This window comes from Alteromonas oceanisediminis (assembly GCF_018474025.1).
Classification (GTDB): domain Bacteria; phylum Pseudomonadota; class Gammaproteobacteria; order Enterobacterales; family Alteromonadaceae; genus Alteromonas_E; species Alteromonas_E oceanisediminis.
On the sequence record NZ_JAHCTA010000014.1, the window covers coordinates 1 to 23,558 of the forward strand.

Genomic DNA, 23,558 nt, shown 5'->3' on the forward strand with positions numbered 1-23,558 from the left:
GTTGTGGCGAAAATCCTAGCGTAAGCGGGCACCCACACAGTGTATTCGAAAGGCCGCATCAGCGGCCTTTTTTGTGCCTGCGATTTGCTCTGTTGACTCATTGACGACTTTGGCTTGGCAGCGGGTTTAACCTTCTCAAACACGCCGTGGATACATCCGTGTAGGTTCGGCGTTTGCTTCCCTGCAGACGACGGTTTGCGAATGCCAATCCCGCTGCTGTGCGCCTGAAACGCAGGGCGTAGTTAGCCTACAAATCGTATAAACAAATTGTAGTAGCACGGAAGCGCAGTTGGGCTTATTGCGTCAAAGGCTGTTTGGCAAGGATGCCACACACGCAGCCTACAAGGATGTATTGACGGCGTCTTTGTAAGCAATGAGCCTGACTACGCTGGAAGTGCGGGAAATATCAGCAACTCATCAAACTGCTTTGTGAGTGCGGGAAACAACAGCAATCAGTTGTCATGTACATCCAGAATCGACTACCCTTAAGTGATTGTAGTAAGCGCTTCTTTTGAGGAAAAAACGTATTGAGTTCGGCGTCGCTGTTTAAAAATAACTCATTGTTGATCGGCATAAGCACCATGCTGATCCTCATCAATAGTTTCCGTTCAGGCCTCGCCAATGCTGATGAGAGCGTTGCAAATGATGTAGTCGTTGTGGTGAATAAGGCGAACCGCCTAGCGTCATTAAATAAGAAACAGGTTATTGATATTTACATGGGGCGATACCTCAGCTTTCCTGATGGTAAGCCGGCAGAGCCTATTGATTTTCCTTCCAATACTGCTGAAAAAGCATCTTTTTATCTCAAGCTGGTAAACAAAGAAGAAAGAAAAATTAAGTCTTATTGGTCTCGACTGCTCTTTTCAGGTCGTGCTAGACCACCTCTGGAAGCAGAGTCAATGCAAGACGTGGTCGCCCTCGTCGAACAGAAACAAGATGCTATCGCCTACCTTCCTCGAAATGGCGTAACGTCGGAGATGAAGATTGTTTATGAATTTAATCAATAAAAAATCACTTAACATAGGCAGCAGCTTTTATCGCTGGAGTATGGCTGTGCTGATGCTTATCTTAAGTCAGTCGGTTTCCGCTGAACTGAAGTTCAGCGGTTTTGCAACCTTGGCGGTAACACACTCCTCGCACGATGAAATTCGATTTCGAACAGCCTTGTTAAACCGAACACGTAGTAACTGGACAGTGGCAAGTGACAGTGTCATTGGTGGGCAAATTAATTATCAATATCAAGACCGTATAGATTTTGTAGCGCAAGTGGTAATACAGGACCGCGGCGAAACCGATGCATTAAACTATCTTGAGAAAGCGTTTATGCGCGTCAATATCGACCGTAACTGGTCGGTGCGTGTGGGCCGTATGAGCAATAATCTTTATCTTCTGTCTGAGTATCGACCCGTCGGATATGCTCAAGCGTGGGCTCGACCACCGATCGATTTCTATTCATCTTCGTCCGTGGCTGCTGTGCTAGATGGAGCGGAAGTCAGCTACAGCACTGACATCGGAGGTGGTTATGCCAAGTTTAGTTTTGCGTATGGTGAATCAACACCAGAACTGGGCGGAGACAGCGAGTCATTTAGTGTTGACTTTACCGACCTATTCTCATTAAGCGTAGAGTATCAAGTGGATGATTGGCTTGTACGCGCCATGTATGCAAAAACAAGGATCGATAACTCTGAACTGAGAAGTCTTGGGAAGTTTATTCAGGGTTTGGAATCAATTCCCAATGAAGCATGGCCAGAGGCTGCTGAAATTGCGGAGGGGTATCGCGCGGAAGGAAAAACGGGACAGTATTATTCGGTTGGTTTCAAATTTGATAATGGTGAATGGCAGTTTCAGGGAGAAGCTGCTGGATTTGAAGCTGGTTGGCTGCAGTTCCCTGATGCGCGATTTGCATATTTTTCAATCGGTTACTATATTGATGAGTTTTTGCCGTTTGTCGTAGCATCTTCCGTTCGGCCCAAAGATCCGACACCAAATTTTGTTCCTCCTATATTGGCAAGCTTTTATCCAGATGACTTGCAAGACCTCGTAAATCTTAGTGCTAGTATTACAAACGAATCGCTGGTTACAAATGCAGTGGATCAAAACAGTTACAGTGTGGGAGTACGCTGGGATTTTGCACCTGATTGGGCGTTTAAGGCACAGTTTGATCATTTTCGTATCCAATATCCGGGTTCAGGATTATTTGGCAACAATGATCCGCAATTGAGTCGCAGCCCTCAGCAAATGAATGTTGTACACTTAGGTTTAACCACTGTTTTCTAGCGCAAAATCTGTGATCAAATTTAGCCAGCAATTATACATTCGAGTCGCGGTTACCATTGCAGTAGTCGCAGCCGCTATTTCGCTAGCAGCAGCGGGTTTGACCTATTATCAGAGTTTGCAACAACAGCGCTCACTCAATGGCGAGCTGGTTAATCAGCTCGCGGGCAGTGTGACAAAAACAGCAGCGATTGCCGCTTATTTAGATGATGACGATCTGGCGCAGGAGATCGTGAATGGGTTGGCTGATATTGACATTGTTGGCGGTGCACAAGTCATCTTCAATGAAGATATTCAAGTGCAAAAAGGTAATATCACAGGCCGAAACAGCATCCGTATACCTCTAATCGACCCCTTTAGCGGTGAAGAGCAAGTGGGAACATTGGTGATTGTTCCGAATCAGGCATTTATTCAAGCGCAGGCGCAATCGATTGGTACACAGAGTGTTATCGTGCTCATACTGCTTAGTGTGATCATATCTGCCGCGGTGTCGCAAATAGTGCACCGTAATCTTACCCGCCCGCTGCGCCAGCTAACACAAGGCTTTTCAAAAGTTGACCCGAGTATTATAGACAGCATGCAGCCGATTGATATTGACTATAAAAAGCGCGATGAAATTGGCACCTTGGTGAGTGGCATTAATGCGCTGATTATCGCGCTTAAACAAAACTTGCAAACTGAGCGAATTCTGCGAGAGCGTACGCAAAAACTCGAACAGAAATTCAGAGTCATTTTCGAACAAGCGAGTGCTGGTATTGGATTAGTGAATTCAGATAACCAACTAATGACACTGAATAAGGCCATGCTTTCTTTGTTTGAAGGTGTGCAGGAGGGGGACGACATTACGCAATTGTTTGTCGATTCAGGCCGCGTAACGACAACCTTGAATCAGATGCGGAACTTACAGCCTTTCGGGCAAATTTCACTCGATTTAGAATTTATGCATGGTGATGAAAAACGCTGGGTACATTGCCTGTTCGCCAAGGTCACAGAGCAGCGCCTCAAACGTAGGCTCGATCAAGGCATGCTGATTGAGGTCATCATGTACGACATAACAGAGCGCATTCGTCGCGAGCAATCTGTTCGATTTGAAGCGGATCACGATTCACTGACAAAACTACGCAACCGTCGATCCGGTGAGCGCGCGTTGATCCAATCGCTCGAACAATGCTTGAGAAATACGCATACCTTTGTACTGATGATGATTGATCTAGACGATTTTAAGCCCGTCAACGATACCTACGGTCATGACGTTGGTGATGAAGTGTTGGTTACCATTAGCGAGCGAATGATGCGTTACTTTAATGCCGAAGATGACGTATGTGTTCGGTGGGGAGGCGATGAATTCGTCGTTGGCTTCAGCCTAGAACAAAGCACACATAACTCGCTCGACACGCTGTGCCAGCAGTTACTGGCCGAGCTGCGCACACCGATCCATATCAGTGAAACCATCGAGTGCCAGGTAGGCGGCAGTATTGGGGTTGCTCAAGCGCCGGAAAATGGCAACACCATAGACGAACTTATCTCTCTGGCTGATACGACTATGTATACTGTCAAACAACAAGGTAGAGGAAATTACATCATAGCCAAAACCTGAGCAGGTCACTGCTCGTCCAATTTCATGATGAGGATGTATTCCCCTCAAAATAGTAGGTGTTTCAATGCAATTTAAATCATTAGGTAGTAGCGGCATACAGGTGTCGGAGGTGTGCTTAGGGACTATGACCTGGGGCATTCAGAACACCCAACAGGATGCTGACGCACAACTCACTCAAGCGCTCGACGCGCAAGTGAACTTTATCGATACCGCGGAGATGTATCCCGTTCCACCGAATCAGGAAACCTACGGCGACACAGAGCGCATTATCGGTGACTGGTTGCGACGTAATTCTGCGCAGCGCGGTGACGTGGTCCTCATGACGAAAATAGCCGGTAATGGGCTTAATTATATTCGCAACGGCCGTGCGATTAGCGGTGAAACGGTCACTCAGGCGATCAGTGAATCACTGCACCGCCTGCATACAGATTATATTGATGTATACCAGTTGCATTGGCCGAATCGTATGTCACCCCATTTTGCCAAGCATTGGCCTAATCGTGTACTGCCATCAAAAACGGACGTAGCGGCAGAAAAACAAACCATGGCTGGGATCGTGCGCGCGCTGGGAGAGGCGATAAATGCAGGCAAGATTAGACATTGGGGTTTATCGGATGATACGCCGTGGGGGATCCAGACTTATATCAATTTGTGCGATGAGCTCAATGTGCCACGACCCGTTTCCATTCAAAATGAATTCAGCCTGTTGCACGCAAAGGATTGGCCTTACGTGATTGAAACCTGCGCATTTGAAAACGTCGCGTACTTGCCCTGGTCGCCGCTGGCGAGTGGGGCACTGAGCGGTAAATACCTGAATGGAAATCGTCCAAAAGGCTCTCGATGGACCTTAGCTCAACGCATGGGATTGTTTCGTGATACGCCTGAAACACAGCGAGCAGTCGCAGAGTATATTGGCCTTGCAAATGCATGGAATATTACCCCCAGTCAATTAGCGTTGGCATGGTGTAAGCAAATTGACGGAGTGACTTCTACGATCATTGGCGCAACGACGCAGGCACAACTGAATGAAAATTTAGCGGCCTTTGAGATAACGCTGACAAGCGAGCAAATGCAACGCGTTTTAGACGTATTCAAGCGCTATCCTGCGCCGTTTTAAACGCAGCGCAAAATACACAGGTAAATCCTGTGCTGCACGTCGAATATTGTGAGCGGTGTGTCGCTAGTGTCTCATGAGACAATTCGCACTCGCGGTGGCACGTCATAAATGTGTCATCAATTCAGGCTATGCTTTGCTACTGAAAAGCGTATTACGAGTTATTACGAACGACCATGACATCGCCTATTTCTGAGCTTTCTTCGTCTGCTGTTACGCCTCTTCACGAATTGAGCAGAGGCAGTAAATTACGCCGCTGGCTGTGGTTATTATTTCTTGTTTACGTGATGCTTACGGCAGTCAGTATTATTGGAAGTGGTTTCAAACTAGCGACCGCTGAACATGCGAGAACCTTGTTTGATTTTGCGTCTAATCCGGTGATGGGCTTAATCATTGGTATGGTCGGCACAGCACTGATACAGTCTTCCAGTACCGTCACCTCCATCATCGTTGCCATGGTGGCCGGCGGACTGCCCATAACCATCGCCGTTCCCATGATGATGGGTGCTAACATTGGTACCAGCATTACCAATACCATCGTCAGTCTGGGCCACGTGGCCAATAAAGCCGAGTTTCAGCGCGCGTTTAACGCCGCCACTATCCACGACTTCTTCAATGTGTTTGCAGTCATCATTTTCCTACCGTTGGAAATCGCTTTTGGCCTGCTTGAGCATTTAAGCGGTTTGCTCGTTACGTTGTTTTCCATTGGTGCAACCTCAGAGGTCACAGGCTTTAATCCGATCAAAGCTGTCACTGAACCGGTCGTTGACGGGTTAGGCGGGTTACTCAGTATCCTACCCGGCTTGTACCCGGGCATTTTCAAAATCTTAATCGGTATCGTATTGATCGTGGTGTCCATCACTTATATGGGCAAGATCATGAAATCGCTGATGGTGGGCAAAGCGAAAGATATCTTGCATGCCAGCATCGGCCGCGGCCCGCTGGCCGGTATTTTCTCTGGTTCCGTGGTCACTGTGTTAGTGCAAAGTTCATCAACCACCACATCCTTGATGGTACCTTTAGTGGGAAATGGTGTGTTAACCGCAAAGGATATTTACCCCTTCACGCTAGGCGCGAATATTGGTACTTGTATAACGGCACTGCTGGCGGCGATGGCGATCACCGGCCCGAATGCTGCCCTGGCGTTACAAATTGCACTGGTGCACTTGCTGTACAATGTGCTGGCGGTGTCGATTATCTACGGCATCGTATTCCTACGCAATTTACCGCTTGATCTCAGTTACCACTTGTCAGTGAGAGTTGCCGATCGAAAGATACTCGGTGTGGGCTATATTGCAGGTTTATTTTTTATCCTACCCTTATCGATTATCTTTTTGAGCCGCTAAAACCGCAATCACAGCACCGGTGGTTGCGGTTTCGGTGAACCACTGTGTGACGTCAGAATGCGTATTTCGCCGACAATTGCAGACGGTTCATATCGCCTGCTAAGCCACCTTCCGTTTCACGATGCGCAAAGGCGTATTCTGCTCCAACGGTAATCGCTCGCGTGGGTGAATACAAAAGATTGACCCGTGTGGAGTAGGTCGATTCGCTCACAGCTGCGCCGGTAAATGCAATATCGTTGTCAATTTCAAGCGCCGAAAAGGTCACACTGCTGCGCATTGTGTCATTCCATACGTGGCGATAGGCGATAGCATACCCGAGGGAGTCGATCGAGCTTAGCTCGCCATTGCTGTCAAGCACCGCTCCATTAGCGGTATTCAAACCAATGTATCGTCCAAGGCCCTTGCCACCATTGAGCATGATGCGCACGTCATCACCATTGGCAAAATTGATTTTAGTGGTGATGCTGATGCCGTACGACGTTTCGTTGCTATCAATTGACTCACCGTCGTCGTACGACAACTGGCGTAACAGGCCCGCGATTTTTAGGTAACCCCAGTCGCTCTTATGCGTATAGCGTGCAATCACATCAGGGACGATACTGTCGTCTGCCACGATACGACCACCACCGCCATTGGGAGTGACCGTTGTTTCAGGGTTTTCGAGGGCGAGTTCCCATGCCCCGCTGGTGTAGCGAATCAATGCTTGTCGATTAAAAATGGTCGCATCGGTCACACCAATGAAATCCAATGTTTCTGGCAGCGTCCCGACGTCTTGAAAGGTCGACCAAGTTTGCCCGACTGTCCAATTTTTGTATTTCATGAAGGCATGGCGAACGCGAGGTGTCCACGAACTACTGATCCGGTCATCACCGGCGGGCGTTACCAGCATATCAAATTCAATCACGCCGGTAATTGTATCGCCTTCGTCTGTTGGCGTGTTGGTCGTAAATCGAAAGCGGGATTGGCGTGCATGCAGGTCTAATTGCGCACCTTCATCGCCACCCGTAACGGGTATCAACGCGGGAATGTAAAAATCACGGTTTAAATTGCCTGAGTCAAGCGAGCCCTCGGTGTACATACTCGCAATGGCATCCACTTTGACATAGCCCGAAAAGTTGACATCGGTGCGTGCCAATACATTAGCCTGGATCGTTGCTGCCGCTGTGGTACAAAGGAAAGCAAATGCTGTTTTTTTCATGATATTGTTCATAGTGATATCCAATCTGCCGTCGTGATTTTGGTTAAAATGGTGTAAATACATCGTTAACGTTTGGTCATTGTGCGCAAAATCGGTGGCGTGCCAATTAGCGATTCGTCTATGAGACCAAAGTCGCATGTTGTTCGAGAGCAGAACGGTTAGAGTGATAGATAGGAATTTTTAAACATTACATACTGGAGGCAATGCGATGGATGCCAAAACTTACCCTGTTCCAAGCGCTATCGAGAGCGAAACGCTGTTAAATAACGAGCAATATCTGGCTATGTACGAAGAGTCGGTGAACGATCCTGATGGTTTTTGGCGGAAGCATTCATCGCAGTTGGATTGGTTCACGTCGCCCACAATCATAAAAAATACGACCTTCGCCCCACAGGGAGTGTCGATTAAATGGTTTGAAGATGGCTCGCTCAATGCGAGCTACAACTGCATCGATCGCCACCTGAAAGACAATCCCCAGCGGACTGCATTACTTTGGGAGGGCGACTCGCCAGACCATAGTGAAACGATTTCGTATCAAACGTTGCACGATGAAGTCTGCAAGCTCGCCAATGGTATGAAGAAACTTGGCGTGCAAAAAGGGGACCGTGTCGCTATTTATATGCCCATGGTGCCGCAAGCTGCGTACGCTATGCTGGCCTGCGCCCGCATTGGGGCTGTTCATTCGGTCATTTTCGGCGGTTTCTCACCCAACGCGATTGCTGACCGGATCAACGACAGCAGTGCAAAAGTGGTGATTACCAGTGACGAAGGCCGTCGCAGCGGTAAGAGTGTAGCGCTTAAACAAAATGTGGATGAAGCCCTCGTTAACGGTGCGTGCCCCTCTATTGAGGCCGTGATTGTACACCGTGTAACCGGCACAGATGTGCAGTGGAATGAAGTTGACGTCGCCTGGGATAAGCTCGTTGAAGACTGCGAGTCGCAGTGCGAACCCGAAGTGATGAACGCAGAAGATCCTCTCTTCATTCTTTATACGTCTGGCTCCACAGGCCAACCCAAAGGCGTTGTGCACACCACCGGCGGTTATCTTCTCTACACCGCAATGACGTTTAAATACGTTTTCGAGTACACGCAAGACGATGTCTATTGGTGTTCAGCAGATGTGGGTTGGATAACCGGGCACAGTTACATGGTGTATGGTCCGCTGGTGAATGGTGCCACTCAGGTATTTTTTGAGGGCGTGCCAACGTACCCTGATGTACGTCGTATCGCTCAGATTATCGAGAAATACAGCGTTAATATTCTGTATACCGCACCCACCGCAATACGGGCGCTCATGGCTCACGGTGACAAACCCGTAGAAGGCTGCAATATAGACTCTCTACGTCTATTGGGCTCAGTGGGCGAGCCAATTAATCCTGAAGCGTGGGAATGGTATTACCGGGTGTTTGGACAAAGCCGCTGTCCGATCATGGATACCTGGTGGCAGACGGAAACCGGTGGGGTCATGATTGCTCCGCTTCCGGGCGCTACTCCATTAAAGCCTGGTTCTGCAACACGACCCCTATTTGGTATTAAACCGGCGCTATATGATGCAGACGGGAAGGAGCTTAGCGGTGAAGCTGAAGGTAATCTTGTGATAAAAGACAGTTGGCCGAGTCAGGCGCGCACTGTGTATGGCGACCACGAGCGCTTTAAAAGTACTTACTTCAGTACGTACGATAATGTGTATTTTACCGGTGATGGCGCTCGCCGCGATAATGATGATTACTACTGGATCACGGGGCGCGTTGATGATGTGTTAAATGTTTCCGGTCATCGATTGGGAACAGCAGAAATTGAAAGTGCGCTCGTTGCTCATCCTGATGTAGCAGAAGCCGCTGTGGTAGGGTTTCCGCACAACATAAAGGGGCAGGGAATTTATGTGTACGTATCACCTAACGAAGGGGTTGACGTTAGCGACGCACTTACGTCAGATCTCAAAGCTTGGGTGCGTAAAGCGTTAAGTCCGATTGCAACGCCCGACATCATCCAATGGTCGCAGGGGCTCCCGAAAACCCGCTCAGGTAAGATCATGCGTCGGATTCTACGTAAAATAGCGGCGAATGAGCACGACCAGCTTGGCGACACGTCGACACTGGCAGATCCGTCCGTGGTCGATACACTCATCAAGGAACGCTTGAACCGATAAGTTTGTGCATATTGCTCACAGGGGAAAACATGACCACGTTACTCATCGCCGATGACCACCCACTATATCGTGATGCCTTGCGTGGCGCATTGTCTTCCTCGCTTCCCGCATTAACGCTTATCGAAGCTTCAGATCTGGCCATGACCGTGAAAGCATTAGAGAGCTGTGATGTGGATTTACTGTTGTTAGATCTCCATATGCCCGGTAGCCAAGATTTATTTGGCTTGTTGCACGTGCGAAAACTGTTTCCTGACGTACCGGTAGCCGTTGTGTCAGGCACAGAAGACACAACGATGATCTCTAAAATCGTCGGGGTGGGCGCGCTTGGTTTTATTCCAAAAACAGCAAGTAAAGCCGATATTGCGACAGCGGTATCGGCTATTTTAGACGGTGATGTGTGGCTTCCTGAAACCATCAGCGGGAAAATAGAGGCCGTGGATGAGTCGTTTTCAATGTTAGCGGATCAAGTCTCTAGCTTAACCCCCTCCCAATATAAAGTGTTGTGTTACCTGCGTGATGGGCTTCTCAATAAGCAGATTGGCTACAATCTGGATATCGCAGAAGCGACCGTTAAAGCGCATATCACCGCAATATTTCGTAAACTGGGCATTAATAATCGTACTCAAGCCGTGTTAATTGCCTCCCAACTCCAACTTGAACCGCCCGCAAAAATCAATACGCTCTAGATTCATTAAATCACTGACTACGTAAAATGTTGCAACAAACTAGTTAAGGTTCGGTTTATTCGAGTTAAATTGCGTTTGCTCGTAGCGTAAAACGCTGTAAATTGCGTGCCCACATCGTCATTATGATTGGTTAACACGTTTTCTAGAGGACAAAATGAATAGAGTATTTTTTGTTTTTGCGCTCTTATTGAGTTGTATAGCATTGCCGGTAAATGCAACCAACACGTCTGGCGTTCATGGCCCAGTGGTTGATCCAACAGACAGTTCATTTCAATACCGATTTGCATTTCAACCCGGCGACGACGGTGCTCCAGATGCTACCGCGCATCGGTTACATTACCAGCGTGCGCTGAATGATCAGTTTCGTGCGCGCGTGCTCACGCAATTCCGTGATCGTGGCGGCGACAGTGACTTTGAGTATGACTATCTTCGTGCTGAGTTGCTGTGGTATTTCAGACCCAAGCAAAATGATAACTGGGACAGTGGTTTACGTTTTGACATTCGTACAAGAAAGGGCAGCCGCCCGGAATTATTCTCTATTAACTGGACGAACCAATGGACGCTATCGCCCAAATGGCGACTTCGCGGTATTGTTATTGGTGGTTGGAACTTCGGCGGAAACGCTGAAGGTGGTACCAATTTATCGACCCGCGCAAGCTTGAATTACAAGCTGGAGTCTGGTCACCGCGTGGGGGTTGAAATGTTCAATGAGTATGGGCTGGTGAGTGACATGGGCTCTTTCAGTGAGCAAGAGCACCAGTTAGGCCCGGTGCTTAGCGGCAAAATGGCTGGTGTTTCCTATCAAGTTGGTTACCTGGCGGGGATCTCAAGTGCCGCGTCTGACCATAACTTCCGTCTGTGGTTTGGTAAGTCGTTCTAAGTCTTACAATAAAGCGGGTTAATCAATCACACCCGCATCATCAATATAGCGCGTCATTGCTTGTAGCAAGGCGCGCAATTTAGCGGGGCGCACGGGCTTATTCATAAAGTGAACACCCTGAGCTTTGCATTGCGCCATCACATCAGGATCGTGAACCGCAGTGATCAGGCAAGCAGGAAACACGATATCCAAAGTGCTGCGAAGCTGATCAATTAAGCAAAGCCCGTCGGTATCTTTGCCTAGCTGGTAATCCATCAATACAATCTGCGGCTTGTGCGCAAGTGCCAGTGATGTGGCTTGAAGCTCGTCACGAGCGGTGAAAACTAGCACGCCCCAACGCTCTAGCAATACCGCCAGCGCATCTAAGTTTTCCTGTTGGTCATCAACGCATAAAATACGCAAGCCAGAAAAGCTCGATGGACTGCGTATGAACTTTGTTGCTGTCTCAGCAGTCGGTTCTGCCAGGGGCAAGCGTAGTGAAAAACAGCTTCCTTTTTGCGGGACTGACGTGACAGATACACTGCAGTGCAACTGTTCACTTAATCGTCGTACTACACCGAGTCCTAAGCCTACACCACTCTCATCATTGTCACCGGTGCGATAGAAGTCAGCGAATACAAGCGCTTGTTGCTGCTCACTAATCCCCACACCGGTATCAAACACACTCATGACAGCGCACCCTTTTTGCTGTCGAACAGTAAGTAAGACTTTGCCTTTTTTAGTGTATTTCACAGCATTTGACAGCAAGTTCTGCATAATTCTAAACAAAAATGTGTGATCGGCCATCACCCAGCATGGTTGGATCTTATGCGAGAATTGAAGGTGTTTTTGTTTCGCTCTGAGAATGGTTTGGTCGATCAACGGTGTGAGCAATGCCTGAACGCTAACGGGTTCCATGCTTGGTTTTAACTCGCCTTGATCGAGTCGTGCGATATCCAGCAGTGTGGCGATAAGTGCTTCACTGGCGTTGACGCTTTGGCTCAGCTTATTCACGACAGTGCGGGTGTCGTCCGGTAGCGAGGATTCATTCAGTGCCGAAACGTACAACTTGGCAGCGTTCAGTGGCTGTAAAACGTCGTGACTGGCAAGCGCTAAGAAGCGTGTTTTGCTGGCGTTTGCCTCTTCAGCCGCTTTGCGTGCTCGGATCAGCTCAGCGTTTATCGCATGCACCTCTTCAGTGCGTTTGAGTACCCGAGCCTCAAGATCCAAGTTCGACTCTGCCAGCGCCTGTTGGATTTCAATGTGACCCGTAATATCGTTGAATGTCGTTACGAAACCACCACCGGGCAATGGATTTCCCACCATTTCAATGACACGACCATCGCGTCGTTGGCGGGTAAACTTGTGTGGAGAACCAGAGCGTAAGTGCGCCATACGTTTTTCAACTTCAGCATCGGTGTCGCCATCACCCCATTCGCCGTTTTCGGCATTGTATCGCACCAGAGTTGATACGGGTGTTCCCACTTCCAACATCCCATCAGGGTAGGTGTAGAGGTCGGCGTAGCGTTTATTCCAAGCGACAAGCCGTAACTGCTTATCAACAACGCTAATGCCTTGGTCGATATTCTCAAGCGATGTGATCAAAGCGGTCATATTGAATTGCATTGCTTGCGTCGTGTCGTCGAAGAAGTTGATCACCTGAGTAAAGTCGAGCTTTTTACCACGCGTCATGCTGTCGATCAGCGCACGGGCGCTGGAAGCGCCTATTACACCGCCCAGAGCACGTTCGCAAAATGCCAAAAATGATGGGGTGGGCCGTTCGTTTAGGGCTGTTTGAGTGTCGTTTTGTTGATTAAAATCTTCCACCAACTGTGCGCAGCGTCCTTCACCCATGAACGTGGTTAACAGTGTCATTAGATCTTCAACACGAATATCCACAACCTGTGCTTTGCTGCTATTGTTGGGGGCGTCGGTGGGTGATACAAAAGCTTCCGCCTGAATTCGATCAATAAGCCGAGCGTGTCCTAGCAAAGAAAACACAACATAGGCGAGAGCATTAGCGCCTAAGCTGATCATGGCACCTTTACTCAGCAGTGCGTCCTGACGTGTCGGATCGAATCCTTCACCAAGGGCGGGTAGTACTAACCATAATATCCAACCTACAAGCCCAACGAGTAAACCCGCATACACACCGTGCGCATGGCCTCGTTTCCAGTATAGCCCGCCAACAATCGACGGCAGCAGTTGGATTACCAGCGAGAACGCAATCAAGCCAATTGATGATAGCGAGCGGCTATCGGTCATCTGTTGTTGATAACCCAATGCCAAGAGCAATATCACACCGATAGTGACGCGACGTATGAGCCGAATGCGTTTGCCATAGTCTCGCTGCTTGTCGTGTTGGTTTTGCTCCGAGAATATGCTGGGTAACACAACATCGTTGGTTAGCATGGTACTTAAGGTCAGGGTAGCAACAATAATCATGGCCGTTGCCGCTGATAAACCACCCAGAAAGACGATTGCCTGAAGTAATGTCGAGTCAGATAACATGGCGATGCTCAGCACGTAGGTATCTGGCGCAATATCGACACCGGCGAAAATCTGGTTGCCGGCTACCGCAATGATAGGGATCACGCACACCATCAATAGCAGGTACAGTGGGAAAAGCCATCGTGCCGTTTTGAGATGGTCAATATTGACGTTGTCGACAATCGCTACGTGAAATTGTCGGGGAAGACAAATAATAGCCGCTGCCGCCATCAAAGTCTGCGCCCAGAAATTAAACGATGAAAATGCTGAAAAGGCTTGTGGATTAACCAGTGCCGGCAACAGCGGCTCAGACTCAACCATGCTAAAGGCAACGATGCCAACCAATAACAGCGCGATAAGTTTAATCGTGGATTCAAATGAAATCGCCAGCATCAGACCGCGCCGATACTCAGTGACGTCAGTGCGTTTCGTGCCAAAAAAGATGGCAAAAAAGGCAATGCAAATTGTGACAACGACAATGATGACATTCGGGTCTTTGTGCGCCGTTAGCATTTGAAAGGTAGCGCCCACCGCCGTAAGTTGCAGAGCAATATACGGGATGGTCGCCAACAGCGCGATAATGGTCACTAACAATGCCACGGTCTGACGTTTGCCGTAACGCGACGCGATGAAGTCAGCGATACTGTTGATATGCTGTTTTTTGCTGACCAAGACTAACTTGTATATTAGCCGATAACCGAGGGTGTAGACCAAAATAGGCCCGAGCAAAATAGGTAGATACATCCACGTATCCAGGCTGGACTGGCCAACAGCACCAAAGAACGTCCACGCCGTACAGTAAATCGCAATGGCCAACGAGTAGACACCCGGGTGTGACGTGAGCCAGCGAGCAGTAGGCGAATTTTTGTCACCCCAACGCGCTATCCAAAACAGCGAAAACAGATAAATAAGCGCAAGCGCTGACCAACCGAGAGTCATGGTTTGTCCTAACAATTTATTTACACATCTCACTCTAGCACAGACAAAAAGCCAGGCAGACTCCTACGACCATGGTCTCATTTCTTGAGAGCTCGCTGAGGTCTAAAGTAACTGGCATGGCTCCAATCAATGATGTGCTGTGGGTTTGAGGTCAAGGCTGAGTATATCAGCTAGTTTAACCTCAACGAACAATCACTTGGTTAGGGAAATGTAAAATTAAAACAATCATTTAACGTGATCGAGGACAGCAAAATGGCTTTTAAAAATGATGACGACAAGAGTGCGTACTGGCGAGAAAACCTAAGTCTGCTCGCAAAATTGCTGGTGGTATGGTTCGCCGTATCTTTTGGTGCAGGGATTTTGTTTGCAGAACAACTTAACGCTATTCAGTTTTTTGGCTTCAAATTAGGCTTTTGGTTCGCACAGCAAGGTGCCATTTACGTGTTTGTTGCGCTGATTTTTGTCTATATGGCGAAAATGAATGCCATGGACAAGCGCTACGGCGTAGACGAGGAGTAGGGTCATGAATGTTCAACTATTAACGTTTATTATTGTCGGGGCAACGTTTGCGCTCTACATCGCTATCGCATTGTGGGCCAGAGCTGGATCAACCAATGATTTCTATGTAGCAGGTGGCGGTGTACCGCCGGTGCTGAATGGTATGGCCACTGCCGCCGATTGGATGTCGGCTGCATCTTTTATCTCGATGGCCGGGCTCATCTCCTTTATGGGTTACGACGGCGCAGTGTATTTAATGGGCTGGACAGGCGGCTACGTGCTATTAGCCCTTTGTTTGGCGCCGTATTTACGTAAGTTCGGCAAGTTCACAGTGCCTGACTTTATCGGCGATCGTTACTACTCACAAACTGCGCGTACCGTCGCTGTTTTCTGCGCAATCTTTGTGTGCTTTACCTACGTTGCGGGTCAGATGCGCGGTGTGGGTGTTGTATTCAGTCGTTTTCTGGAAGTTGATATTGTCACCGGCGTTATCATTGGTATGGCAATCGTGTTTTTCTACACCGTGTTAGGCGGTATGAAGGGGATCACCTATACGCAAGTTGCTCAATTTTGTGTGATGGTGTTTGCGTACATTGTCCCAGCGGTCTTTATTTCCATTATGGTGACAGGCCACATACTTCCGCAAACGGGTTTTGGCGCGACTTTGGCTGATGGTTCCGGCGTTTATCTGCTGGAAAAACTGGATGGTTTGTCTACCGAACTGGGTTTCAATGAGTACACCTCGGGAACGAAAAGTACCATAGACGTGTTCTTTATTACGTTTGCGCTGATGGTCGGTACCGCAGGACTACCGCACGTTATTGTGCGTTTCTTTACCGTGCCTAAAGTGCGCGATGCGCGTAAAAGTGCAGGGTACGCGCTCGCCTTTATCGCGATTGTGTACACCACCGCGCCATCATTGGCGGCCTTTGCCCGCGTAAATATGATCGAAACCATTAATGGCCCTGAGAACACCGGTACTGCCTATACGGAAGCGCCTTCATGGATCACCAACTGGGAACGTACGGGGTTGATTGAGTTCACCGATAAAAACGGCGACGGTAAAATGTTTTACTCCGGCGATGAGCGTAACGAGATGAAGGTCGACCGTGACATCATGGTACTGGCCAATCCAGAGATCGCGAATTTACCGGCGTGGGTTATTGCACTGGTTGCAGCCGGTGGTGTTGCTGCGGCACTATCGACCTCAGCGGGTTTATTACTGGTCATCTCAACATCGGTATCGCATGATTTGCTAAAGCGAAATTTTGCACCCAATATCACGGATAAAGCAGAGTTGTTTTATGCACGGCTGGCCGCCGGGGTGGCCATCATCATTGCAGGATACTTTGGCATCAATCCACCAGGATTCGTGGCGCAAGTTGTGGCCTTCGCCTTCGGTCTAGCCGCATCGAGTTTCTTCCCGGCAATCATCATGGGTATTTTTAGTAAACGCATGAATGATCGCGGCGCTGTGTGGGGAATGTTGGCTGGGATCGCGTTTACGGCCAGCTATATAATTTACTTTAAGTTTGTCAATCCTGCCGCGAACGTACCTGAAAATTGGTTATTTGGTATATCTCCGGAAGGGATTGGTACGCTCGGAATGATGGTTAACTTTGCTGTCGCGTTTATCGTGTTCAAGATAACCAAGGAAGCACCTGAGGAGATCCAAGAATTGGTCGAAAGCATACGCTTCCCGAAAGGTTCTGGTGAGGCATCGGCACACTAGTTAACGCCGCTAGCCTTGATGACACTGGCAAGGCTCGAACATTGTTCGAGCCTTTTCTAATAAGTGAGTACGCAACTGATGAGTACAGCCCCAAACCAGATCATAGACTTTTTGAGCGCGTCTGCGCCGTTTGATCATCTCCCCAATAACGAGCGAGAGCGGATTGCAAAACAGGCAACGCTGATTTACCTCACGCAAACGAATAAAAGCGTGTTACTGGCGCAGTCTCAATGCCTTTTCCTGATCCAGTCTGGTCAATTCTCCGTGAAAGACAGCGATGCTCCTCAACGTCATTTGAGTGAGGGAGATTATTTTGGTATCGATGGCCTGATTGATCGCGTTGATTATGCGTTGGATGTTCACGTCGACATGCCGGGGCTGGTGTTGTGTATTACTCACTCATCCATGTACGAGGCCATGCAGAGTGCTGCTTTCGCCAATTTTTTTACTAATGCGAAAAGCGAAGCGTTACCTAATCAGGCCGTACTTGATTCGAACAGTATGTGGTTGCACAAGCCGCTAGCTGAAGTGTTAAACAAAGCGCCGGTTAAGGCTGATCAAGCGATGGATATTCACCGTGCTGCATCGTTAATGGCCGAGCAAAACGTGTCATCATTGCTTGTGACACAGAACGGCAAGCTAGTCGGCATTGTTACCGACCGCGACTTACGTAATCGAGTGGTTGCGACTGCAGCCCCGTTAACGAGGCCGATTAGTGCCGTTATGACCGAAGATCCGGTTAAAATTTCGCACAATAGAACCTTGTTCGATGCAATGTCGTTAATGGGTGAGCATAACATTCATCATTTACCCGTGGTTGAGAATGGGGCAGAAAAACCCATTGGTATGTTGACAGCAAGTGATATCGTGCGTCACCAACGAGGTAACATACTGTTTGTCATTGGCGAGCTATCTAAAGCACAAAACCTGTATGAGTTGACGCGCGCCAGTTGGCAAATCCCACACTATTTTGCCATGCATGCTAAACGACCGGGTGATTTTGACATCGCCGGTAAAGTGCTCGCACAAGCCACTGACATTATGACGCGTAAACTGATCACGTTTTATCAGCAACAACAGGGTGCTGCGCCCATGGCTTATTGTTGGGTGGTTTATGGCTCTCAGGCGAGAGAAGATCAGAGTATGGGGTCAGATCAAGATAATGCGCTACTTCTCGCACACCGCCCTGACAGGTTAGAAGCAGAGTATTTTTCAGGTCTTGCAAACTATGTCTGCAATGGGCTGGCTAAATGCGGCATCGCGTTATGCAGTGGCAATATTATGGCGTCCAATCCTGATTTGCGCCTATCGCTTGACGACGCCATTGAAGAAGCACGTCAATGGGTACGTCAACCTACACCCAAAGCCATCATGACGTTTAACATCTTTCTTGATGCACGTGCCGCTGCGGGCGATACTGCGTTATTCAAACGCCTGCAAGCCGCTCGCGCTCCACTATTGCAGCAACGGTCATTCTTAGCCGCGCTGGCACGACATAACAACCACATCAGCGTGCCGCTGTCCGTATTTCAAAAGTTTGTTTTTGAAAAAGGGGGCAATGATGAGGATGCTATCGATTTAAAGAAAAATGCCGTGGCAATCATCAATAACATCGTGCGCCTGTATGCATTAGCCAGTGCCGTGTCGATGCCCTCGACGCTCGCGCGTTTAGATAACTTGCCGGAAACTGCGGGACTTGTACGCAAAGATGCAGAGAACTTGCGCGATATCTGGTTGTTCTTAAATCGTTTACGCTGGCGACATCAGCTGACTCGAAACGTGGTGGATAATCGTGTATCGATGAGTGAGCTATCTTCTATCGAAAAGCATCAACTCAAAGCCGCATTTAAGGCCATTGATAGAGCGCAGCAAGCTGCAGTGATGAAGTATTCTGGTGGGATAAGCTGATGCTACTCTGGTTTTTGCGCTGGCAACGCTTACGGGGGCACACGTTTGATCAGCTCCCGAAAGGGTTAGCAAAACAGCCTTTATCTGCAGTACCGCTCTTAGCCGTCGACCTGGAATTAACCTCCTTGGACGTCGCCAATGCACAGGTGCTGTCTGTCGGCTGGGTGGAAGGTTCTGGCAGTCAGATTGACCTGAGCAGCTGCAACTATCAGATCATTTATAGCGCCAGCGACTTGCAGCAAAGCCCAGTGATACACGGGCTCACCGACGAGGTTGTTCGCCGTGGAGATAATATAAAAACTGTTATCGAGATGCTTAAAAAGTATGTAGGTACTCATTTATTCGTTCTGCACAATACTCAGTTGGACATGAGCGTGCTTAATAGAGCCGCCACGTCGCTTGGCGTTTACATACCCTGTGTGGTTACGCTTGATACATTGCGCTTGGCCGTTTATCACCTTAAGAAACAGCACGAGCTCGTACCGCCGGACAGTGCAACACTTGCGGCATGTCGCAGGCGCTTGCAGTTACCGGCAGCGCCGGCCCACAATGCACTAGATGATGCGCTAGCAACGCTGACGCTCTGGTTTGCACAGCAACACATTATGGACCCTAAGCATCAACTGTGCGTAAAAGACCTACTCCATACCGGTGCGCTGCAGTTGTATTCTCTAGGAGGTAGGGTCACAACAGCAAATCAGATGAGATAGGGAAGTACTGAGAGCTCGCATGTATCAGGCTTACTGCCGTGAGCGTCTCAACGCCGAATACCTCCACCTGACAATCATGCCGAGTACGCAGGGTCTCGACTAAAAGGCCAAAGTCACCATCGCCTGACACAAGCACCATCACATCAGAATCAGCTGCGCAGGTCATCATATCAATCGTGATACCCACATCCCAATCACCCTTCGCGCTGCCGTCGCTGCGCTGAATAAAGGGTTTTAGCTTTACTTCGAAACCAATCGCGCGAAGAATATTCTGAAATTGCCGCTGCTTTTCATCGCCGCGATCAATCGCATAGGCGTAAGCATGTTTGACGGTTCGCCCGGCAGTCGCTTTTGCCCAAAACGCGTTGTAGTCAAAGTTACGCTGAAATGCGCTGCGGGTGGTGTAATACACATTTTGTACATCAACAAACAAAGAAACGGTTTGCACCTTAGCAGTTGCTCCCACGCTTTGCATGACCCCAGCAATAGTGACCTAATGGAAATAACAGAACGAATATAAGTACTGCGACAAAGCCGTTTTCAAAATCGCCAGTTAAGAAGCGAAACACAATGCCTGCTAACGCACCTACACCAAAAATCGAAAATAGAATGATGATTGATGCAGGAGAAAACAACCGAGTATGTGCGGGTGACGTTTGAAAAATAAGCCGATAGCTTAGGTGTCCAAACCAAATCGCCATAAGCAGAAATACTAGGGTAAACCCCACAATTCCCATCGAAAGAGGTGCGGTTCTCTGTATGTGAAGAAAGCCGATCAGCAGAGCAAACGCCAATGAGATTGAAGTGGTAATCACGCCAAGTCCCGCTCGGTAAAAGCTGCCGATGCGTTTATTAAAGTCCAGTTTAATCTGATTCATCTGAGCTAACCATGCCTATAAGTCCTTGAAGTAATGCATTAAAAACACCTGCTATCGCATTTTCTTTTTTTCTACTGCTCGTGCTTACGCAGCCAGCGCGTTTAGCGCCTTGTTGTGTACCCTGCTAACCAAGCTGACCAAGGCTCAGTTCTTTTTGTTTTTTCTTGGTAAGGCCTGCAATAACCAGTTTATATGACTCGTTGATGTAATAGGTTAGCTCTTCGTCCTCTGAACTGCCACAATCGTATTGCTGTATCCATTTCATGCCCCGTGACGCCAAATAGGGCGCAGGTTGGTAACCCGGTTTCTCTTCCAGAAAGAAATAGTTTTGTTCTGACGTCTTGAACGTAAACGCGGGTTTATCCATTTTTCCCCATCCCCCAATGGCGAAAACTTTGCCACCTATTTTCCAAACATGAGAATTACCCCACTGAATGATGTGCGTGGTCGAAGGAAGAGATTTGCATAACCGATTAAATTCTTCGTATGTCATTTTTAAACACGCACATAACGTCCCGGCGCCCGAAGGGTGCCATCTTGACCAGTTTGTTATGCATTTTTGCTACTTACAGAGCACGGTTCAAAGCTGTCTTTCCAGTCTTTGTTGCCAACTAATTTGACGTTGCCGTTTTTGCCGTTGACTGACCAAAACCTACTGAATTTTGTGGTTGTATCTGGATTGAAAATGATTTCCTCTATACCCCATTCAATTACCGTAATGTAATTCGTCCTTTTGATTTCTTTTCCAAGTCTTACTTCCTTGAATTTTGAACGCGACTGTATTTCAAAGGCGCTGAATGACTGGTCACGACAAGGCAGAGGTTTTCCCTGTTTTTCAATAACATTTCTCACTGCTGAAATTGCTGATTGTTTATCTGAAGCGACGCCAACATATTCTGTGTTTTCAACTAATACGTAGTCTGCAGGGGTGCAGCCCAGCAATAAAGCAAAAACTGAAAGGTAAAAAAACTTCATGTTTCAAGCACCTTTTGATGCATAGCGCTTGTTAGCCGACAAGTGTGTCAAGGAACTGCTGTCCGTGTTCTGTTAGTAGCCAAAGAAAAGCACAAACATTGATAATAACTCCAGCCCAATATACTTGTTTGAACTCTTTTTTACTGGATTTATGCCTAAGTTTTTTCTGAGCATAAAAGGCACCGGGCCAACCACCGATTATTGAAAGTAGATGCAGATGGCTTTCGGGCGTTCGCCATTTACCATTTTTGGCTGCTGACTTGTCCAATGCGTAGGCTATAAAAGCAATAAAGCTTGCGACACAATATAAATACAATACTTCGATTGGCAGATAGTTTAAAAATACTAAAATAGGCAATGAAAGAGTAAATAAGATAACGATAATTGAAGCGTGACCTTTTGTTTCTGCTGATGGCCTTTTTTGCTTCTTCTTGTCTAAGGCTAAGCTTATGTTGACCGCTTTGTATTTGCCATTGGCATCTTTGATTTGTTCGTAAACGATTAGGTCTCCTTCGACCGGCCGCCTAGACCTTTTTTTGAAAGATTTAATATGGACAAAAGATCGAATACCACCTCCATTTGGTTCGACAAATCCAAAACCTTTATCGTCGTTCCAATTAGTAAGCCTTCCTTGGGATCTCAAATTTTACTCCTTGTCGGCTAACGCTAAACTAACGTGCGATTACTTGCTGGCGAAAATGGCGCAGCCGCCAGCGAGGAATTGTCCCGGCTCGCGGAGCGTGCGTTGTTTATTGGTTTGTTAGCTGCCTGTGCGCTCTAACGACTGCGATTGCTCGAGTCTCTCAGCCAACCAGACTTTGATTATAGATTGGCGAGTGACGCCAACCCGACCCGCTTCTCTATCCAACGAGTCAATCATCCATTCTGGAATGTCTACGTTAATCCTTTTTTGTTTTTGCATAGGACGTTTTGCTTTTGATAAATCTAGGTGCTGAAGAATTTCATCTCCATTTTCAAATTTATCCTCGAAGCTTTTAGCTTTCATAAATTGCTACCTCTGACTTTCTGGCGCTCCGTACAGAAATAATTCGAATGTTTTTATTCCTGTAAGTGATCACCGCTGTCCAATGTTTGACACCAATAAGACCGATAACGATATACCTAGGTTCATCTTCTGTTTTTGCTGGAATCTCCAAAAGCATAGGGTCATTCCATAGCTTTTAAGCTTCAACAAAGTCGATTCCGTGTTTAGCGCTTTGTCAGGGGCGTGCTAATTGATGCTCCTGAGCATATTCTTTAAGGGCTTTGTTGACTGATTCGGTATCTGGAAACAACTTTTGAAGTTCAGGCTCAATTAAAACGACATTTGTTCCTTTTTTATATTTAGCCGCAAATTTCCCGCGCACACCTGAATTAATCAATTCTGATGAGTACTCGCTGCGCATTTCTTCTTTTTTACTGTTCATAGGCTTTCCTTTCTGACTTGGTCATTTTCCGAGCAGATATAATTCTAATTGTATCTGAGTTTTCGACAAAAGAAACGACTAGACGGTTCCCGTTGTCACTTACCCCGAACAACAAATACCGTGATTCATTTATAGAGTGATCTGGATCTGCAACACAAAATGAAAGTTCGTCGCCGAAAACTTCGGATGCTTCTTTGAAAGATACTCCGTGTTTCGTAACGTTGATTCGGGCTTTATTTTCGTCCCATTCAAAATTGATCATCAGTTTCCTTTTGAGCCCCTAACTTCCAAATATGGGGCAAAAACACAATGCTATGTTCGCGAAGCGGCATTGTGTTTTTGTCCCCGTGTGCGCCTGCGCACACGCCATTATTTGCTTGTTATGTTTCATGCGTTATTCATCCTCCCACGGCATCTCTGGCAGGTTGTCTAAATTTTGCTCGTACCGTTGCGGATTGTATTCTTCTTGATTTTTAATCGCTCCGAAAATTTCCACTGACAACGCACACGCAATATATTTCTTAGACTCTTGTTTACTGATGCCAAGAGAAACGAGCCTTTCGAATGTTTCTTTGACTTTCGGCGGGTCATTTGCTGCCAGCTGATTCTCAACAGCTTCCAGAATAGCTGCCCCAGCCTTAGGCGGGTCGGAGTGATGCATTAAAATAATTCTCTTGAAACTTAGACACAATGACTCCCTAAGAAATGCTAGCCTCCGCATTTTCGTGGGTTAGCTAACAGCAAAACTGCTCACCAGAGCCATAATTAGTTTGTTCAA

23 protein-coding genes and 1 pseudogene are annotated in these 23,558 nt (G+C 47.7%); 12 read left to right on the forward strand and 12 right to left on the reverse strand.

Features of this window, described 5'->3' with window-relative positions; genetic code table 11:
* Nucleotides 1–527: 527 nt before the first annotated feature.
* From KIU71_RS17345 to KIU71_RS17365, 5 genes are all read left to right on the forward strand, one after another.
* Nucleotides 528–1,007 carry a hypothetical protein gene (locus KIU71_RS17345; RefSeq protein WP_250207619.1) on the forward strand — a complete coding sequence of 160 codons (480 nt, stop codon included), beginning with the start codon at nucleotides 528–530 and terminating at the stop codon, nucleotides 1,005–1,007.
* Nucleotides 991–2,277, forward strand: a complete 1,287-nt coding sequence (locus KIU71_RS17350) for a hypothetical protein (protein WP_214132577.1) — start codon at nucleotides 991–993, stop codon at nucleotides 2,275–2,277. The genes KIU71_RS17345 and KIU71_RS17350 overlap by 17 nt, the downstream gene beginning before the upstream one ends.
* Before the next feature lie 10 nt (nucleotides 2,278–2,287).
* Nucleotides 2,288–3,871 (forward strand): diguanylate cyclase domain-containing protein, encoded by a 1,584-nt coding sequence (locus KIU71_RS17355; protein ID WP_214132578.1) that lies wholly within the window; start codon nucleotides 2,288–2,290, stop codon nucleotides 3,869–3,871.
* Between the two features lie 64 nt (nucleotides 3,872–3,935).
* Entirely contained in the window at nucleotides 3,936–4,988 is a 1,053-nt protein-coding gene (locus tag KIU71_RS17360) for an aldo/keto reductase (RefSeq protein WP_214132579.1), read from the forward strand.
* 173 nt (nucleotides 4,989–5,161) lie between these two features.
* A complete protein-coding gene (locus KIU71_RS17365) occupies nucleotides 5,162–6,331 on the forward strand; it encodes a Na/Pi symporter (RefSeq protein WP_214132580.1) in 1,170 nt (389 codons plus the stop codon).
* A 52-nt stretch (nucleotides 6,332–6,383) separates the two neighbouring features.
* On the opposite strand, the gene KIU71_RS17370 is transcribed toward KIU71_RS17365, so the two are convergent.
* Entirely contained in the window at nucleotides 6,384–7,541 is a 1,158-nt protein-coding gene (locus KIU71_RS17370; protein WP_214132581.1) for a DcaP family trimeric outer membrane transporter, read from the reverse strand.
* Between the two features lie 196 nt (nucleotides 7,542–7,737).
* Here KIU71_RS17370 and acs point away from each other — a divergent pair, with 196 nt between their 5' ends.
* From acs to KIU71_RS17385, 3 genes are all read left to right on the forward strand, one after another.
* Complete coding sequence (gene acs / locus KIU71_RS17375; protein WP_214132582.1) at nucleotides 7,738–9,678, forward strand: acetate--CoA ligase; 1,941 nt, start codon at nucleotides 7,738–7,740, stop codon at nucleotides 9,676–9,678.
* Between the two features lie 29 nt (nucleotides 9,679–9,707).
* Nucleotides 9,708–10,364, forward strand: coding sequence for a response regulator transcription factor (locus KIU71_RS17380; protein WP_214132583.1), 657 nt, complete (start codon nucleotides 9,708–9,710; stop codon nucleotides 10,362–10,364).
* A 154-nt stretch (nucleotides 10,365–10,518) separates the two neighbouring features.
* Nucleotides 10,519–11,244, forward strand: coding sequence for a hypothetical protein (locus KIU71_RS17385; protein ID WP_214132584.1), 726 nt, complete (start codon nucleotides 10,519–10,521; stop codon nucleotides 11,242–11,244).
* Between the two features lie 18 nt (nucleotides 11,245–11,262).
* Here KIU71_RS17385 and KIU71_RS17390 read toward each other — a convergent pair whose 3' ends face one another.
* A complete protein-coding gene (locus KIU71_RS17390) occupies nucleotides 11,263–14,652 on the reverse strand; it encodes a hybrid sensor histidine kinase/response regulator (RefSeq protein ID WP_214132585.1) in 3,390 nt (1,129 codons plus the stop codon).
* 252 nt (nucleotides 14,653–14,904) lie between these two features.
* Between KIU71_RS17390 and KIU71_RS17395 the strand changes: the two genes are divergently transcribed.
* From KIU71_RS17395 to KIU71_RS17410, 4 genes are all read left to right on the forward strand, one after another.
* Entirely contained in the window at nucleotides 14,905–15,171 is a 267-nt protein-coding gene (locus KIU71_RS17395; RefSeq protein ID WP_214132586.1) for a DUF4212 domain-containing protein, read from the forward strand.
* Between the two features lie 4 nt (nucleotides 15,172–15,175).
* Nucleotides 15,176–16,882, forward strand: coding sequence for a sodium:solute symporter family protein (locus tag KIU71_RS17400; protein ID WP_214132587.1), 1,707 nt, complete (start codon nucleotides 15,176–15,178; stop codon nucleotides 16,880–16,882).
* Between the two features lie 78 nt (nucleotides 16,883–16,960).
* Nucleotides 16,961–18,790 (forward strand): putative nucleotidyltransferase substrate binding domain-containing protein, encoded by a 1,830-nt coding sequence (locus KIU71_RS17405; RefSeq protein ID WP_214132588.1) that lies wholly within the window; start codon nucleotides 16,961–16,963, stop codon nucleotides 18,788–18,790.
* Nucleotides 18,790–19,500, forward strand: a complete 711-nt coding sequence (locus KIU71_RS17410) for a 3'-5' exonuclease (RefSeq protein WP_214132589.1) — start codon at nucleotides 18,790–18,792, stop codon at nucleotides 19,498–19,500. The genes KIU71_RS17405 and KIU71_RS17410 overlap by 1 nt, the downstream gene beginning before the upstream one ends.
* Here KIU71_RS17410 and KIU71_RS17415 read toward each other — a convergent pair.
* The 10 genes and pseudogenes from KIU71_RS17415 to KIU71_RS17460 form a co-directional block, all read right to left on the reverse strand.
* Nucleotides 19,475–19,948, reverse strand: a complete 474-nt coding sequence (locus tag KIU71_RS17415) for a LabA-like NYN domain-containing protein (RefSeq protein WP_214132590.1) — start codon at nucleotides 19,946–19,948, stop codon at nucleotides 19,475–19,477. The two genes, KIU71_RS17410 and KIU71_RS17415, sit on opposite strands and share 26 nt — an antisense overlap.
* 1 nt (nucleotide 19,949) lies before the next feature.
* Nucleotides 19,950–20,378 (reverse strand): hypothetical protein, encoded by a 429-nt coding sequence (locus KIU71_RS17420; RefSeq protein WP_214132591.1) that lies wholly within the window; start codon nucleotides 20,376–20,378, stop codon nucleotides 19,950–19,952.
* A 124-nt stretch (nucleotides 20,379–20,502) separates the two neighbouring features.
* Nucleotides 20,503–20,871, reverse strand: a complete 369-nt coding sequence (locus tag KIU71_RS17425) for an MmcQ/YjbR family DNA-binding protein (RefSeq protein WP_214132592.1) — start codon at nucleotides 20,869–20,871, stop codon at nucleotides 20,503–20,505.
* A 56-nt stretch (nucleotides 20,872–20,927) separates the two neighbouring features.
* Complete coding sequence (locus KIU71_RS17430) at nucleotides 20,928–21,353, reverse strand: hypothetical protein (protein ID WP_214132593.1); 426 nt, start codon at nucleotides 21,351–21,353, stop codon at nucleotides 20,928–20,930.
* A gap of 31 nt (nucleotides 21,354–21,384) precedes the next feature.
* Complete coding sequence (locus KIU71_RS17435) at nucleotides 21,385–21,996, reverse strand: DUF1294 domain-containing protein (RefSeq protein WP_214132594.1); 612 nt, start codon at nucleotides 21,994–21,996, stop codon at nucleotides 21,385–21,387.
* A gap of 117 nt (nucleotides 21,997–22,113) precedes the next feature.
* A complete protein-coding gene (brnA, locus tag KIU71_RS17440; protein ID WP_214132595.1) occupies nucleotides 22,114–22,359 on the reverse strand; it encodes a type II toxin-antitoxin system BrnA family antitoxin in 246 nt (81 codons plus the stop codon).
* A pseudogene (locus tag KIU71_RS17445) lies at nucleotides 22,349–22,519 on the reverse strand (BrnT family toxin); the annotation flags it as partial. The pseudogene KIU71_RS17445 and the gene brnA, both read right to left, overlap by 11 nt.
* 54 nt (nucleotides 22,520–22,573) lie before the next feature.
* Nucleotides 22,574–22,780 carry a hypothetical protein gene (locus KIU71_RS17450; protein ID WP_214132596.1) on the reverse strand — a complete coding sequence of 69 codons (207 nt, stop codon included), beginning with the start codon at nucleotides 22,778–22,780 and terminating at the stop codon, nucleotides 22,574–22,576.
* The gene (locus tag KIU71_RS18170) at nucleotides 22,770–23,042 is read right to left on the reverse strand and encodes a BrnT family toxin (protein WP_214132597.1); all 273 of its coding nucleotides are present in this window, start codon (nucleotides 23,040–23,042) and stop codon (nucleotides 22,770–22,772) included. Before KIU71_RS18170 ends, KIU71_RS17450 begins: the two co-directional genes overlap by 11 nt.
* 132 nt (nucleotides 23,043–23,174) lie before the next feature.
* On the reverse strand, nucleotides 23,175–23,441 hold the full coding sequence (locus tag KIU71_RS17460; RefSeq protein WP_214132598.1) for a hypothetical protein: 267 nt from the start codon (nucleotides 23,439–23,441) through the stop codon (nucleotides 23,175–23,177).
* Nucleotides 23,442–23,558 lie beyond the last annotated feature (117 nt).

Excerpts from the sequence above, each read along its gene's own strand:
- KIU71_RS17385 (WP_214132584.1), top strand. The coding sequence starts at position 10,519 with ATGAATAGAGTATTTTTTGTTTTTGCGCTCTTATTGAGTTGTATAGCA.
- KIU71_RS17430 (WP_214132593.1), bottom strand. The coding sequence starts at position 21,353 with ATGAAGTTTTTTTACCTTTCAGTTTTTGCTTTATTGCTGGGCTGCACC.
- KIU71_RS17350 (WP_214132577.1), top strand. The coding sequence starts at position 991 with ATGAATTTAATCAATAAAAAATCACTTAACATAGGCAGCAGCTTTTAT.
- KIU71_RS17400 (WP_214132587.1), top strand. The coding sequence starts at position 15,176 with ATGAATGTTCAACTATTAACGTTTATTATTGTCGGGGCAACGTTTGCG.
- KIU71_RS17365 (WP_214132580.1), top strand. The coding sequence starts at position 5,162 with ATGACATCGCCTATTTCTGAGCTTTCTTCGTCTGCTGTTACGCCTCTT.
- KIU71_RS17405 (WP_214132588.1), top strand. The coding sequence starts at position 16,961 with ATGAGTACAGCCCCAAACCAGATCATAGACTTTTTGAGCGCGTCTGCG.
- KIU71_RS17390 (WP_214132585.1), bottom strand. The coding sequence starts at position 14,652 with ATGACTCTCGGTTGGTCAGCGCTTGCGCTTATTTATCTGTTTTCGCTG.
- KIU71_RS17380 (WP_214132583.1), top strand. The coding sequence starts at position 9,708 with ATGACCACGTTACTCATCGCCGATGACCACCCACTATATCGTGATGCC.
- KIU71_RS17395 (WP_214132586.1), top strand. The coding sequence starts at position 14,905 with ATGGCTTTTAAAAATGATGACGACAAGAGTGCGTACTGGCGAGAAAAC.
- KIU71_RS17410 (WP_214132589.1), top strand. The coding sequence starts at position 18,790 with ATGCTACTCTGGTTTTTGCGCTGGCAACGCTTACGGGGGCACACGTTT.
- KIU71_RS17360 (WP_214132579.1), top strand. The coding sequence starts at position 3,936 with ATGCAATTTAAATCATTAGGTAGTAGCGGCATACAGGTGTCGGAGGTG.
- KIU71_RS17450 (WP_214132596.1), bottom strand. The coding sequence starts at position 22,780 with ATGAACAGTAAAAAAGAAGAAATGCGCAGCGAGTACTCATCAGAATTG.
- brnA (WP_214132595.1), bottom strand. The coding sequence starts at position 22,359 with ATGAAAGCTAAAAGCTTCGAGGATAAATTTGAAAATGGAGATGAAATT.
- KIU71_RS17420 (WP_214132591.1), bottom strand. The coding sequence starts at position 20,378 with ATGAATCAGATTAAACTGGACTTTAATAAACGCATCGGCAGCTTTTAC.
- acs (WP_214132582.1), top strand. The coding sequence starts at position 7,738 with ATGGATGCCAAAACTTACCCTGTTCCAAGCGCTATCGAGAGCGAAACG.
- KIU71_RS17460 (WP_214132598.1), bottom strand. The coding sequence starts at position 23,441 with ATGCATCACTCCGACCCGCCTAAGGCTGGGGCAGCTATTCTGGAAGCT.
- KIU71_RS18170 (WP_214132597.1), bottom strand. The coding sequence starts at position 23,042 with ATGATCAATTTTGAATGGGACGAAAATAAAGCCCGAATCAACGTTACG.
- KIU71_RS17370 (WP_214132581.1), bottom strand. The coding sequence starts at position 7,541 with ATGAACAATATCATGAAAAAAACAGCATTTGCTTTCCTTTGTACCACA.
- KIU71_RS17425 (WP_214132592.1), bottom strand. The coding sequence starts at position 20,871 with ATGACATACGAAGAATTTAATCGGTTATGCAAATCTCTTCCTTCGACC.